The organism is Nocardia sp. NPDC004168 (assembly GCF_040610355.1).
In the GTDB taxonomy this organism is placed as follows: Bacteria; Actinomycetota; Actinomycetes; order Mycobacteriales; family Mycobacteriaceae; genus Nocardia; species Nocardia sichangensis.
Genome location: NZ_JBEXME010000004.1, coordinates 372,549 through 386,060, shown reverse-complemented (window position 1 = coordinate 386,060; position 13,512 = coordinate 372,549). Strand labels below are relative to the sequence as shown.

At 67.3% G+C, this 13,512-nt stretch carries 16 protein-coding genes; 7 read left to right on the top strand and 9 right to left on the bottom strand.

Annotated features, from left to right (window positions below; genetic code table 11):
* Positions 1-10 precede the first annotated feature (10 nt).
* The 3 genes from ABZW96_RS11170 to ABZW96_RS11160 all read right to left on the bottom strand — a co-directional run bounded on the left by ABZW96_RS11170 (position 11) and on the right by ABZW96_RS11160 (position 3,230).
* On the bottom strand, positions 11-1,252 hold the full coding sequence (locus ABZW96_RS11170; RefSeq protein ID WP_355073526.1) for a YncE family protein: 1,242 nt from the start codon (positions 1,250-1,252) through the stop codon (positions 11-13).
* Positions 1,253-1,378: 126 nt separating this feature from the next.
* Positions 1,379-2,713 carry an L-lysine 6-transaminase gene (gene lat, locus ABZW96_RS11165; RefSeq protein ID WP_355073524.1) on the bottom strand — a complete coding sequence of 445 codons (1,335 nt, stop codon included), beginning with the start codon at positions 2,711-2,713 and terminating at the stop codon, positions 1,379-1,381.
* 64 nt (positions 2,714-2,777) lie between these two features.
* On the bottom strand, positions 2,778-3,230 hold the full coding sequence (locus ABZW96_RS11160) for an Lrp/AsnC family transcriptional regulator (protein WP_355073522.1): 453 nt from the start codon (positions 3,228-3,230) through the stop codon (positions 2,778-2,780).
* Positions 3,231-3,342: 112 nt separating this feature from the next.
* On the opposite strand from ABZW96_RS11160, the gene ABZW96_RS11155 reads away from it, so the two are divergent.
* The 6 genes from ABZW96_RS11155 to ABZW96_RS11130 all read left to right on the top strand — a co-directional run bounded on the left by ABZW96_RS11155 (position 3,343) and on the right by ABZW96_RS11130 (position 8,088).
* Positions 3,343-4,872 (top strand): aldehyde dehydrogenase family protein, encoded by a 1,530-nt coding sequence (locus ABZW96_RS11155; protein WP_355073520.1) that lies wholly within the window; start codon positions 3,343-3,345, stop codon positions 4,870-4,872.
* Positions 4,873-5,080: 208 nt separating this feature from the next.
* A complete protein-coding gene (locus ABZW96_RS11150) occupies positions 5,081-5,458 on the top strand; it encodes a DUF4258 domain-containing protein (protein WP_355073518.1) in 378 nt (125 codons plus the stop codon).
* A gap of 106 nt (positions 5,459-5,564) precedes the next feature.
* Positions 5,565-5,981 (top strand): toxin C-terminal domain-containing protein, encoded by a 417-nt coding sequence (locus tag ABZW96_RS11145; protein ID WP_355073516.1) that lies wholly within the window; start codon positions 5,565-5,567, stop codon positions 5,979-5,981.
* A gap of 1 nt (position 5,982) precedes the next feature.
* Positions 5,983-6,366, top strand: coding sequence for a hypothetical protein (locus tag ABZW96_RS11140; RefSeq protein WP_355073514.1), 384 nt, complete (start codon positions 5,983-5,985; stop codon positions 6,364-6,366).
* Positions 6,367-6,384: 18 nt separating this feature from the next.
* Complete coding sequence (locus tag ABZW96_RS11135; RefSeq protein ID WP_355073512.1) at positions 6,385-6,681, top strand: hypothetical protein; 297 nt, start codon at positions 6,385-6,387, stop codon at positions 6,679-6,681.
* Between the two features lie 63 nt (positions 6,682-6,744).
* Positions 6,745-8,088, top strand: a complete 1,344-nt coding sequence (locus ABZW96_RS11130; RefSeq protein ID WP_355073510.1) for a DoxX family protein — start codon at positions 6,745-6,747, stop codon at positions 8,086-8,088.
* Between the two features lie 13 nt (positions 8,089-8,101).
* Here the strand turns inward: ABZW96_RS11130 and ABZW96_RS11125 are convergent, their stop codons facing one another.
* Complete coding sequence (locus ABZW96_RS11125; RefSeq protein ID WP_355073508.1) at positions 8,102-8,485, bottom strand: DUF2511 domain-containing protein; 384 nt, start codon at positions 8,483-8,485, stop codon at positions 8,102-8,104.
* A gap of 133 nt (positions 8,486-8,618) precedes the next feature.
* On the opposite strand from ABZW96_RS11125, the gene ABZW96_RS11120 reads away from it, so the two are divergent.
* Complete coding sequence (locus ABZW96_RS11120; RefSeq protein ID WP_355073506.1) at positions 8,619-9,668, top strand: glycosyltransferase family A protein; 1,050 nt, start codon at positions 8,619-8,621, stop codon at positions 9,666-9,668.
* On the opposite strand, the gene ABZW96_RS11115 is transcribed toward ABZW96_RS11120, so the two are convergent.
* The 5 genes from ABZW96_RS11115 to ABZW96_RS11095 are packed head-to-tail and all read right to left on the bottom strand — an operon-like array spanning position 9,669 to position 13,408.
* On the bottom strand, positions 9,669-10,544 hold the full coding sequence (locus ABZW96_RS11115) for an ATP-binding cassette domain-containing protein (RefSeq protein WP_355073504.1): 876 nt from the start codon (positions 10,542-10,544) through the stop codon (positions 9,669-9,671).
* A 17-nt stretch (positions 10,545-10,561) separates the two neighbouring features.
* Complete coding sequence (locus ABZW96_RS11110) at positions 10,562-11,335, bottom strand: hypothetical protein (protein WP_355073502.1); 774 nt, start codon at positions 11,333-11,335, stop codon at positions 10,562-10,564.
* Positions 11,332-11,946, bottom strand: coding sequence for a hypothetical protein (locus tag ABZW96_RS11105; RefSeq protein WP_355073500.1), 615 nt, complete (start codon positions 11,944-11,946; stop codon positions 11,332-11,334). The genes ABZW96_RS11110 and ABZW96_RS11105 overlap by 4 nt, the downstream gene beginning before the upstream one ends.
* Positions 11,943-12,842, bottom strand: a complete 900-nt coding sequence (locus tag ABZW96_RS11100; protein ID WP_355073498.1) for a hypothetical protein — start codon at positions 12,840-12,842, stop codon at positions 11,943-11,945. The genes ABZW96_RS11105 and ABZW96_RS11100 overlap by 4 nt, the downstream gene beginning before the upstream one ends.
* On the bottom strand, positions 12,839-13,408 hold the full coding sequence (locus tag ABZW96_RS11095; RefSeq protein ID WP_355073496.1) for an RNA polymerase sigma factor: 570 nt from the start codon (positions 13,406-13,408) through the stop codon (positions 12,839-12,841). The genes ABZW96_RS11100 and ABZW96_RS11095 overlap by 4 nt, the downstream gene beginning before the upstream one ends.
* Positions 13,409-13,512: the final 104 nt, after the last annotated feature.

The following is a 13,512-nucleotide window of genomic DNA, read 5'->3' as shown; positions in this document are numbered from 1 at the left end:
CGGGCCGAGGTCAGCGCATGACGCCGGTGTGGCCCGTGGAGTAGCGGCCCGGCTGCGGCCAGATCGTGAGTCCATGTGGCCCTTTCCCTACCGGGATGCGAGCCAGCAGATTCCAGTTGACGATGTCGATGGCGTACACCTCGTCGTGGTGTCGGCCGGACGCCCAGAAGACGCGACCGTCCGCGGAGATGTTGCCCATATCGGGACTGCCGCCGCCGGGCACGAACCACTTGCGCACGAGCCCGTTCGCCGCGAAGTCCCACACCGAGACGCTGCCTTCGTGCCGGTTGGTGATGAGCATCTGCGCGGAATCGCGGGTGATGTAGAGGCCGTGGGCGCCCTTGCCGGTCGGCACGAATCCGGTGTTCTCGAAAGTGTGCGCGTCGAACAGGTAGATGCCGTCGGCGGTCATGTCGGCGACGAAGAAAGTGTGGCCGTCCGGGGACAGCTTCACGTCCTGCGGCATGCCCGAGCGACCGCCGGGCAGATCGACCAGCTTGACGACTTTGCGCTCGGCCACGTCGAAAACCAGCATGCGGCCGCTGAATTCGCACGAGACCAGGGCGAAACGGCCGTCGGCCGTGAAGTCCATGTGGTCGACTCCAGCGCAGTCGGGCACCGCCATGGCATGCGTCTTCTGCCAGGTTCGCGGATCGTAGAAATCCAGCGACTTGTCCGCCTCCGCGACCACGAGCGCGTACCGGCCGTCCGGCGTGTAGTACATGTTGTAGGGATCGCGCACAGGAAACGGTTCGCCCGGCTTGCCCGTCCTCGGGTCGATCGGCAACAGGCTGCCCGCGCCGATCGGCAGATCGTTGGTGACGTAGAGCGTCTGCAGGTCGTACGACGGGACGACGTGTTGTGGTTCCGAGCCGCCCGCCGCATAGGTGTCGATCACTCGAAAGGTCTCGGGATCGATCACCGAGACCGTATTCGACTTGCTGTTGGGCACGTAGACGAGCGGGCGGTGGTCGGCCACGGTGGGGCTGAGCTCTCGGTCGGCCACGTACACGTCGGTGGCTGAGAGCGGCGGCGGCATCCCCGGCAGCGGATCGGTCATGTGCGGTGGGAGCACGCCTGTAGTGGGGGCCGCCGCGGCGGCCGGGGTCGCGACGGTGATCTGGGCGGTCCGGCTCTGCTCGTCGCCCACCGTGCCGGGGTCACCGGCCGCGCAGCCGGCCGGAGCCGACAGCAGCAGCATGGAGACGACGAGGTGGGGCGCGCAACGCCGAAACATCCGCTGTCGGTTCACCTGCTGCACCTTGTCGGAGCGTGGTGAAGACGAGATGACATGGGTGCGAAGCCTAGGAGCCGAATCCGGAATTCCGGCGCACCCGCGCCGGAGTGCACCGGAATGTCCGGATCGAACCTCCGTGCGTTATTCGAGGCTGGTCAGCACCCGATCCAGCGCGTCGACGGCCTCGTCCAGTTCGGCGCCGGTGACCGTCAGCGGAGGACGGAACCGGATGCCCCGCTCGCCGGTGCCGAGGATCAGCACGTGCTCGCGCTCACGCAGCGCGGTGAGTACCTCGTCGCGCAGCCGGGAGGACGACAGGGTGATCGCGCACATCAGGCCGCGCCCGCGCGGCTCGCTGACATCGGCGTGCCGGGCGCCGAGCGCGCCGAGCCGTTCGAGCAGGTGCGCCCCCAACGGCCGGGAGCGTTCGATCAGCGCGTCCTGCTCCAGCACCTCCAGGGTGCGCCTGCTGCGCACCATGTCGGCCAGGTTGCCGCCCCAGGTCGAGTTGAGCCGGGAGCTGACCGCGAAGACGTTGTCGGGCACCTCGTCCACCCGCCCGCCCGCCATGACGCCGCACACCTGGGTCCGCTTACCGAACGCCACGACGTCCGGCGCCAAGCCGAGTTGCTGATAGGCCCAGGCCGTTCCCGTCATGCCTACGCCGGTCTGCACCTCGTCCAGCACGAACAGCGCGTCGTTCTCGTGACACAACCGTTGCACGGCCTGCAGGAACTGTGGACGCAGATGCCGGTCGCCGCCCTCGCCCTGGATCGGCTCGGCGATGAAACACGCTATGTCGTGCGGGCTTTCCTCGAATGCCCGCCGCACCTGGGTCAGCGCGGAGGCCTCCGCCTCCTCGACGTCGAACGCGTCGGTGAGATAAGGCGACTTGACGCGCGGCCAGTCGAATTTAGGGAAGCGCGCGGTCTTCACCGGATCGGTATTGGTGAGCGACATGGTGTAACCGGTGCGGCCGTGGAACGCGCCGGTCAGGTGCAGCACTTTGGCGCCGAGTTCCGCTGGGCGGCCGTGTGCTTCGTTGTGCCTGCTCTTCCAGTCGAACGCGATCTTGAGGGCATTCTCCACCGCGAGTCCGCCGCCATCGATGAAGAACAGATGCGGTAGCCGCGGATCGCCGAGCACCCGTACGAACGTCTCGACGAAGCGGGCCATCTCGACGGTGTACACATCGGAGTTGCTCGGCTTGTTCACCGCCGCGGTGAGCAGCTCGGCCCGGAACTGGGCGTCCTCGGCCAGAGCGGGGTGGTTCATGCCCAGCGCGTTGGACGCGAAGAAGCCGAACATGTCCAGGTAGGGGCTGCCGTCGCGTTCGTCGACGAGGCGGCAGCCACGGGAACGGGTGAGGTCGAGGACGAAGTCGAAGCCGTCGGCCAGGATGCTCGCCGACAAGATCTCGTGCACCCGGGCGGCGGGGGTGACCGCCGGGCGGGTGCGTTCCAGTTCGATGGTCACGCCCTGAGGGTACGTAAAAATTTACGGAACCTCTACAACATGGCGGATTAATTACACCAAATCGTCACTTGTCATAGAATGTCTGAAGGATGATGGTGCTCCTGGTGCGCACATTGGCGGTGGCTCTGATCTCTTGGAGCAACTGCTCGAGGTGCCGCGGGGACGCCACGCGCACCAGCAGGATGTAGCTCTCCTCACCGGCCACCGAATGGCAGGCCTCGATGCCGGGGATGTGCTGCAACACCGCCGGCGCGTCATCGGGTTGCGACGGGTCGAGAGGAGTGATCGCGACGAATGCCGACAGCAGCTGGCCGAGGGCTTCCGGATCGACGTGCGCGGTGTACCCGCGGATCACACCGCGCGCCTCTAATCGGCGGACCCGTGACTGCACCGCGGACACCGACAGACTCGCCTTTTCGGCCAGGTTCGACAGAGTGGCCCGTCCATCGGCCATCAGTTCACGAATCAGCAGGCGATCGATGTCATCGAGTACGGGTCTTGCCGGTGTATCCGCCATCAGCGAAGGCTAACTCAGGCAGCCCGCCTCGTGTCCGGAACCTGACCTCCACCCTCCCGCTATGTGGGACAGACACGCCGCGACGCGGCCGAAAGGTATGGCGGAACAACAGATGACCGATGTACTCGACGACCAGGCCACCCAGCGACTCGCCGCCCGCGCGGAAGCGGTGCTGCGCCAATTGGGCGCGCCGCCACCGGAACCCGGCGATCTGCCCGCACGCACTCCGATCACCGGAGGGCAGCTGACTACCGTGCGATCCAGCTCGCTCGACGAGGTCGACGCCGCGATCGGCCGGGCCGCTACCGCCTTCCGCGCCTGGCGCGGTGTTCCGGCGCCCGTCCGGGCCGGGGTTGTGCGCAGCCTCGGTCGGCTGCTCACCGCGCACAAGAGCGACCTGGCCGAGCTCGTCACGCTCGAGGCGGGCAAGATCCCCGCCGAGGCCGCGGGTGAGGTGCAGGAGATGATCGACGTCTGCGAATTCGCCGTCGGCCTGTCCCGGCAGCTGTACGGCCACACCATGCCCTCGGAGCGTCCTGGCCACCGGTTGATGGAGACCTGGCATCCGCTCGGCGTGGTCGGGGTGATCTCGGCGTTCAACTTCCCGGTCGCGGTCTGGGCATGGAATACGGCGATCGCGCTGGTCTGCGGCGACACCGTGGTGTGGAAGCCGTCGGAGACGACGCCGCTGACGGCGCTGGCCTGTCACGCGCTGCTGCGGCGAGCGGCCCGCGAAGTGGACGCGGACCCCGAGATCCATCAGTTGATCCAGGGTGCGAGCGCCGTCGGCTCCCGCTTGGTCGACGACGAGCGGGTAGCGCTGGTGAGCGCGACCGGCTCGGTGCGGATGGGTCGGCTGGTGGCGCCACGGGTGGCCGAGCGGCTCGGGCGCTGCCTGCTGGAACTGGGCGGCAACAACGGCGCGATCGTCACCGCGTCCGCGGACCTCGACCTCGCGGCGCGAGCCATCGTGTTCGCGGCGGCGGGCACGGCCGGGCAGCGCTGCACGACACTGCGCAGGCTGATCGTGCACCGAAGCGTGGCCGGCCCGCTGCTGGACCGACTCGAACGGGCCTACCGGCAACTGTCCGTCGGCGATCCGTTCGACGACGGGGTGCTGGTCGGGCCGCTGATCGACGGCAAGGCATACACCGGAATGCGCGCGGCGCTCGACAAGGCCGTGACCGACGGTGGCGAACTGGTCTGCGGCGGCGAGCGAGTCGATGGGTTCGGTGACGACGCCTACTACGTGCGGCCCGCCATCGTGCGCATGCCCGCCCAGACCGCGGTGGTGCGGGAGGAGACCTTCGCGCCGATCCTCTACGTGCTCACCTATGACGACTTCGATCGCGCGATCGCCCTGCACAACGAAGTGCCGCAGGGCCTTTCGTCCGCCGTCTTCACCACAGACCAGCGCGAGGCCGAACGCTTCCTCGCCGCCGACGGATCTGACTGCGGGATCGCCAATGTCAACATCGGTACCTCGGGCGCCGAGATCGGCGGCGCCTTCGGCGGCGAGAAGCAGACCGGCGGCGGCCGCGAATCCGGCTCGGACTCCTGGAAGTCGTACATGCGCCGAGCCACCAATACCGTGAACTACTCCACCGAACTCCCCCTCGCCCAAGGCATCGAGTTCGGCTGAACGCCACACCCCTCCCCGGCTGCCACATCTGCGGCGGCTGCCACATCCTGACCGGCTCGGCTGCCATGCGGGTGCCATAAACCGCATGGGCCGACGTTTCCCGAGCCCAGCGGGGGCACTATGGGATCCGCTGTGGGTGGGCAGCCCGGTTCGGACGCCACCCGGCCACCGGGCGGTAGCGCGCCCGAAGTCATTCAGGAGGGGAACTATGCGATCCATCATCCGCGCGGCCGCGGCACCGTTGGCCGGCTTCGCCATTCTGCTGTCCGGCATACCGTTCGCGGCGGCGGCTTCCGCCGTCGTTCCGGGCGCGAGTTCCGCCGTCGTCCTGAGCGAGCGGCCCGCGACGGTGACCGAGATCGACTTCGACGCGGTGGCGGGGCGCCGCCCCCACTACATCGCGGGATACACCGATCACGCACGCCAGCGAATGGCCGAGCGCCGGATCAACGAGGATCAGGTCGAGTCCGCCATCTACAGCCACTACGAGGGGCAATGGCAGCCCGAGCACCGCACCTGGCTGGTGACCTGGGGCGGAGTCTCCGTGGCGATCAACGAGGACGCCTACATCGTCACGGTGATGTAGCGGTCTTCCGAGCCGGCAACTGCCGATGACAGCCCGCATGTGTGTGGCGCTCGCGGCACCACTGTGGGCGGAAAACCTCTACATCGCATAGACGATCGGAGAAGCAATGACGACCTTTCGTACCTCCGCGACCGCAGCCTTGTTCGCGACGTGGTCACTCATCGCCGTCGCGAGCGCCCAAGCGGTCGCCGCACCGCTCGAGGACACGACGTCACCCGCCACGGCGGTCATCTTCCAAGGCGATGCCCCGGCAGCGCCGTCCGGATTCGAATTCGCGGCCAAGCGGTTCACCGACAGCGAGGACCGCGCCGCCGCCCGGGATCTCGGTTACGCTGAGGCCAAGGTGGGCAGAAGTCACGGGTGTTTGATCTTCAAGCACGCGAAGAAGAATTTGTACATTTCGCAGGACGTCGACGGCCACAACGGGGGGCGGTGGAAGATGGCGAGTTCCCCGGAAAGGCTCGCCTCGAAGGACACCCGGATGGGGACGTACGACGAAAACCTCAACCGGATTGGTGACTGACTTGGATCGTCCGAACGACCGGATCCCAGCTGCTCCGGCCGCCGCCGGAACGTGGCAAATACGCTTCGAACCGGGGATCACGAAGGAGAACGTCGAGCGTATCGCGGATTACGCGGTCGCAGAGGGCATGGCCCCCGCGGACTCGGCGGCTTTCCTCCGGACGGGGCGAGACCCGCGGTTCTGGTTTTCGTGCGTCCTCGACAGCACCGAAGTGGATGCTTGCCGCCAGGTCTTGCGCAAGGTGGTGAACAACGAGCCGACGGCCGACCAGGACTTGGCACCGATCCGCGGGCTCATCCAACGGTTCGACGACTGGTTGCGAGACCTGGCGTATCCGCGCGAGGAAATCTATGACGCGGACGACAGTTTCTTCGACTTCGACTGACACGATTGGAGCACCATCATGGCCGAGCCCGCAGCGCAACGGTGGCAGATCCTCTTCCCGGACGGCCTGACCGAAGGGCAGGTGGCCCGGTTGGCCCGGTTCGCGGCCGACAACGGCATCGACGAGCCGATGCACGGCATCGACGACCGGGCGACGTTCCGCTATGACTACGACCGGGCGACGGTCGAGCTGTACCGCCACATCTTCCAGAAAGTCCTCGACGGCGCCGCACTCACCGCGAGCAATCAGCTCGTTCTCATCGACTTCCTGGCGGAACTCGACGACTGGCGCACGGCGTCCATCGCACCGGACTGACTCGCCCGCCCCGCGGGCGCTGACCGCGCTCGTCGGCACCGGCGAGCGCAGGATCGAGATCGAATGACGGTGATCATCGCTGCGCAGCCGCGTCAGGAACAAGACGATGCCCCGGCGGTGCGCGCGTGGCACCCACTGACGCGCATCGCATTCCGCTTCTGTTTCGGCTATTTCGCTCTCTACTGCTTGTGCACCCAGGTGATCAGCCCCTTGCTCGGGTTCGTGAGCAGACCGTCCGCGGGACTGAGCGCAGGACTGCTGCCCGCTCCCCTCGTGGACTGGGCCGCCGCGCATGTCTTCGGCGTGCACGAACCGCTGCTGCACGAAGCGACCGCGAGTAGCGACCGGACCTACGACTGGGTGCTGCTGTGCTGTCTGTTGGTCATCGCTGCCGCGGCCACCCTCGTCTGGTCCGTTCTGGATCGCCACCGAGCTGCCTACCCGGCGCTGCTCGTCTGGTTCCGGCTGTTTCTGCGGTTCACGCTTGCGGGGCAGCTGATGCTGTACGGCACAGCGAAAGTGTTGTTGACGCAGATGCCGTCACCACCGTTGACCACGCTGGTGACGCCGTTCGGCGAGCTGACGCCGATGGGGTTGCTCTGGTCGTCGGTCGGCGCCGCACCTGCCTACGAGATCATGATCGGCAGTTTCGAAGCCATCGGCGGCATGCTGCTCGTGCTGCCGCGTACGACGACCCTCGGCGCGCTGCTCGGCACCATCGGCTTGACCCAGGTCTTCGTGCTGAATCTGACCTACGACGTACCGGTCAAGTCGATGTCGTTACATCTGTTGTCGATGAGTGTCTTCCTGCTGGCGCCAGACCTCGGCAGGCTGCTGAACGTGCTCTTGTCCCATCGACCGGTCGGGCTGTCGACCCTGCCTGCACTGTTCGAGACCCGCCGGTTGAACCGCATGGCATTGCTCGGACAGATACTGCTGGGGCTGTGGATCGCGATCCCCATTGCGCAGGACTGTATGGCCGCGTGGAGCGAACATGGCGAAGGGCGACCGAGGCCTCCGATGTACGGAATATGGCAGGTGGATCGGCTGGTATCGGACGGCCGTGAGGTGCCGCCGCTCGTCACCGATGACCGACGCTGGCGCCGCGTGTTCTTCGAATACCCCGGCGAGTTCAAGGTGCAGCGTATGGACGACTCCATCACCGTCTACCGAGCAACCGTCGACGTGGCCAACCATCGGTTGGATCTGAGCCGGTACGACTCGCCGAACGTCATCTCGACGCTGACGCTCGAAATCCCGACAGCGGACAGCGCGCGATTGTCCGGCACGCTCGAGGGTCACCGCGTGGAGATCGGGCTTCGGCATCTCGACACAGGCACATTTCCATTGCTGAGCCGCCGGTTCCACTGGGTGCAGGATTACCCGTACAACCCGAACAGCCGCTGAGCCACCCGGCTTCCTAGCCCGCGAACTTGCAAAGCGCCAGCGCGCGGCTGCGCAGGGCGCCGAGACTGATCTTGTCGCCCCCGGCACCGTTCGCGCGAAGGGGTTCGATACTGGCCAGCCCGGCTTGTTCTGCTCTTTCGTTGAGCGCGTACGCCTTTCCGTCCGGAGCGACGAACACCGCAACCTCGCCCGCGCGGCATTCGATGGTGCCGTGCGCGATCGTGAACGGCCACAGGTAGCCGAGGTTCTCACTGGCCACCGCTTGGCTGTTGGATGTCGGCTCGGGCACCGGAACCGGATTCGGATGATCCGGGTCCTTGGCCCCCGAACCGCCACCACACGCCGCGACGGCCAATACACCGCAGGAAACCACACCGATCACTAGACGCCGAATCATCGTCCCCTCCTCCGAGCACAGTGGAATTCTTCTATCCATAACGTTGCGCACTGCCATCTTTCGGTTCATGAGCGGCGATGGCAGCCGCGGCGAATAAGGTCGAGAACAGGCCCCACCCGACCCAGGAGAGTTATTGTCCGTTCACCGGCCGTCCCGGATCGATATCGTGTGCGCGACGTTCAACCGTTCCACGGCGATCCGGGCAACGATAGACAGCGTACTGGCGCAGACCGTCGCCGACTGGACGCTGCTCGTCGTCTCGGACGGCTCCACCGACGACACCGACGACGTCGTCCGCGCCTATCGCGACCCGCGGATACAACTGCTGCGCGTCGGCCCCTACGGGCACCCCGGAGGGCCGCGCAATGCGGGGGTCGCGGCAGCGACGGCGCCGTATGTCGCGTACCTGGACCACGATGATCGGTGGTCACCGACCCACCTCGCGACACTGCTCGGGCTGCTCGACGGCGGCGCCGCACTCGCCGCCACCGGCTGCATGCGGGTCGACGAGTCCGACGCGGAGCTGGATCGCAGTGGCTTCACCGATCTGATCTGGCATCCCGAATTGCAAACCACCAATGCCATGTTCGAGCCGACGCGCGTCGGTCACGTGCGAAAGCTGCTGGCGGAGGTCGGTTACTGGACGACCGAACACGCCGGATACGAGGACTGGGATCTGTGGTTTCGCTCGGCCCGGCACGGCTTCGACTTCGCGGTCGCCGCCGAGCGCACCGCGCTCCTCACGGTCGGCCCGCACACGAGGCGCAACGGACTTCGCCCGCCGCAGGCGGTCGTACTGCAGTGGGTGGACAGCCAGGCCGAGGCCGAAGCGGTTCTGCAGGCCATCGGAACGGACGAACACCGCAGTGCCGCCCGCGCGATTCATCTCACCGAACTCCGCGATTGGTATGCGGCTCTTGCTGATTCCAGCCGCTACCGCACGGCAGAGGGCATAATCCGCGACGAGGTCGACGACAAGCTACGCGAGTTCTTCATTCAACAGGGGAAACACTGTCTGCTGGAGGAGCTGGCTAGCACGGCCGTGGGCGGCCGATACGCCATCCTGCTTCCGCTGTGGTGCGCCACCGACCAGCACGCACAAGCGATCGGTGGTGTGCTGCGTGCCCGGTTCCCACGTCAGCACGCTTACCTGAGGACACTCACCGGCGGCGCGACGGCGTGATCACGGCGTCCCCGCCCTGGCGGTTCGCAGCAGAGCGATATAGCCGTCGTCCAAGGTCGGAGCAACCGGACGCGAGCCGGGCGGCGGCGTCGGTCCGACGATCCGGTACTCCGGTCCCTCGGCGGTGCTGGTGACGTTCACCACGGTGAAGTCGCCGCGCGGCTCGTGGGAGGCGCGCACCAAATGCGTCCGGCCCTCGGCCAGGGCAACCAATCCGGGCGTCGTGCCGTGATAGGCCATCCGGCCTTCGGTCAGCACGGCCGCCATCGGGCAACTGTGCGCCACGTCGTCGAGGATGTGGGTGGAGAGGACGACGATCCGATCGCCGCCGAGCCGGCCGAGCAGAGCGCGAAAGCGAATCCGCTCCTCGGGGTCGAGTCCGGCCGTCGGTTCGTCCACGATGATCAGCTTCGGGTCCCCGAGCAGTGTCTGCGCGATACCGAGTCGGCGTTTCATGCCACCGGAATACCGGCCGATCCGTTGCGCACCGGCCGAATCCAATCCGACCCGCTCCAGCAAGCTGTCGATCTGGGACCACCGGTTCCGTTTGTCGTCGATGCCTTTGAGCAGAGCGACGTAGTCGAGGAACTCTCGTCCGGTCAAGTCCGCGTAGAGCGTGAGCTCTTGCGGCAGATAACCGAGCAGCCGCTTCGCGGCGGTGCGTCCCGCGGTGGTGGACAGGTCGTGGCCGCAGACCGATACCGTCCCCGAGGTCGGCCGAATGGTTCCGGTCAGGATCCGGATCAGGGTGGTCTTGCCTGCTCCGTTGGTGCCGAGCAGTCCGGTCATGCCCTCGAGGACGGTCAGGTCTATCTCGTGCAAGGCGACCGTGCCGCCTCGATAGACCTTGGTGACGTTGCGCAGGGTGATGGTCATCCGAACTCCATTCCAGCTCAACGGTTCTCGGCCAGCAGCAGATGGCCGACGAGAAAGGCGAGTGCCGTGGTCGCGAGGGTGATTCCGAGCGCGGCGACTCCATGGAGGAAACCGGGCGCCGGATGCAGCCAGCCGCCGTCCTGACGGGCCAGCGTGACGTCCAGCCATTGCGCCGCTTGGTAGTCGCCGAGCGGGGACAGCACTGTCCTGGCCACCGTCGGGAGAGGGATCAGTGGCGTCAGCACCGTAGCCCAGTACCAGAACGGTAAGAGCAGCACGCGGACGACGGTGCTGGGCAGCAGCAGGCTCGCGACGTTGGCCAGGACGGTGAGCAGCAGCGATCCCGGCGCCACGATCGTCAGCAGTCCGACTGCCGCCGCAACCGACAGCTCCGGCTCGCCGGTGGTGATAGTCAGCCACGCGCCCATGGCCGACAAGACGAGCGCGCTGGGAATCGACGCGACCAGCCATGGCCCGAGAAGGACACCGAGAGACCTGATCCCACCGCCTGCTGGGGTGGACCCGAACAATTCACGCAGACCGGGTCTGCGCTGCCCGGCCAAGCGGTCGGCCAGCGCGATGGCGATGCCGAGGGAACCGAGGAAATTGATCAGCAGAGCGGTGTCACCGATCGCGGCCATCTCCCCGCTTCGGTTCCGGCCGTGCGGAAAGCCGCCGAGTACCATGATCAACGCGGTGAGCGGGAGCAGCGACAACCACAACACCCGCTGCCGGAGTGCGAGCGTCGCCTCGTAGCGGATGGTCGCGCCCAGCCCCAGGAAGGCGCTCATCGGTGTGCTCCGCGCAACTGTGCCTCGCTGTCGGTGACGCGCAGGAGGGTCGGCCGGACGCACGACGCCGCGAGGGCGAGCAGTAGCACCGCCTGAGTGTGCCGCGCGACCTCGCTCAGCAGCAATAGTTTGACCAACCACACCGTCGTGACGACGGCGGAGGCTCCACTGGTGGAACCGAAACCGGCGCCGACCCAAGTCGCGATGCTGATCAGCGCGAGCGCGAAGACCAGATTGCCCGCCAGGACGGCGGGCCCATCGGTGATCATCGCGGACAGGCCGCTCAGCACCACGGCGCAGGCCGTCGTACCGAGGACGAGTGCGACCCGCCGCCCGACGGTCACCGGGTACGGCGTCGGCACACTCAGCTGCACCTCGATCGACCGCTCTCGCCCTACGGCTGTCGCACAAGCCAGTCCCGCCACCAGCGGGATGGCTTCGAACGCGGCGCTCCACAACACTTCGTCGGCGCCGAACACGGCCGACGCGAGGGCGATCAACGCGGCCACCAGCAGCGGAAGGGCCAGCACACCTCCCCCGCAGCGGCGAGCTTCGTACAGCCAGATCGGATTCACATCGTGGTGGTAGCGGGTCGGCGCGAATGGGTTCATCCGACCACCGCGTCGTATCGCGGCCTGCTCATCCCGACCGCGGCGACAACCAGCAGCAGCGCCGCGAGCACGAGCGATGCCGTCGAGGTGGACCACAGTGGCTCGATCAGCGCGCCGATTCGTCGCGCCGGACCGGCATCCGAGGACGCGGCGGCGCCGAGCAGCCATACGACTGCCCCGGCCACGGCCCCGATCTGCGCGGAACTCCAGACCGCGCAGACGACACCGACCGCCGAGGCGAACATCGCCGGACCGAGCCAGCCCGCGATCATGGCCGAGACGTCCGACGCCGCGCCCAGGCGGTTCGCCAGCACGGAGGTGAACAGCGCGAGCGCGGTGTCGGCGAGCAGAACCAGCACCAGCCTGCACGCGAACACCACGGCGGGCGGGATGGGCAGAGTGCTGAACAACTCCAGCCGCGGATCCGATCGCGATCGGCACGCGGTCAGGGTTCCGGCCTGGAACACCAGGGTTACCGCAAGGCCGAACACGGTCGGCGCGGACTCGCTTCGCTTCGTCAGCACGGCCCCGACGACGCACCCCACGAAGCCGAGCACGCTCAGCACGAGCAGCGCGCGCGGCAATAGGCGCAGCTGTGCGCGCACCAGCGCCGCGGCCACCGACAGCGCCCCGGGCCATCCGAGGGCCCGCGCTCGCCTCGGCGTGGACCACGGCATGCCGAGGGCATCGCCGAGCAGCGCATCGAAGGAAGGGGTGCGGAACACACCGGCCGATGCGGCGGAGACCTGCCGCGCGGCGACTGCCACGTTCTGCCAGCCCTCGGCGCGGGCCTGACAATCAGGACAGGCGCTCAGGTGCGCGGCGGCGGCATCGTCGCGTCCACCGACCAACTGGTCATCCGAAAGATGCGGCCCCCATGAGATCGGGGAAGTCACTTCTCACCTCCATATCGGGTGGACAGGTCGGCGGTGGTGCCGGCCAACGCCAGCGCCAACCGCTTACGGGCATGGGACATCCGGCTCTTCACCGTGCCGACCGGGATACCGAGGATCGCGGCGACGTCCGGATAGGACAGGTCGTCGACCAGGACGAGCAGCAACACCTCACGCAGATGCTCGGGCAGTTCGCGGATTCCCGCGACGAGATCGCCCCTGGCGGCATTGGCCAGGACGATGTCTTCGACGGTGCCGGTCCGGTCGGACAGTTCCGCGGTCTCGTCCAGGTCGACCGTCACCAGCACGGACTTGCGCAAGTAGTTGTGGGCCTGACGCTTCGCGACGCCGAACAGCCAGCCGCGCGCCGACGACTCGCCGCGGAAGCTGTCCGCCGAGCGCCAGACGGCGAGCCAAGTCTCCTGCAGGATCTCCTCGGCGACCCCGCTCTGCGTCGTCATCCTGCGAACCAACCGCAGCATCGTCGGCGCGTGCCGCTCGTAGAGCACGCGCAAACATGCCTGGTCCCCCCTTGCCACCGCGGCCAGCAGCGCTTCGTCCGAGTCCACACCCACTTGTGTAGCGGTCGGGTTCCGAATGGTTCAACCGCGGCGGGGGCGACATCCGCGCGGCGGTGCCCGGCGCATGTTGGCAGCCCACGGCGCGGCTGCCA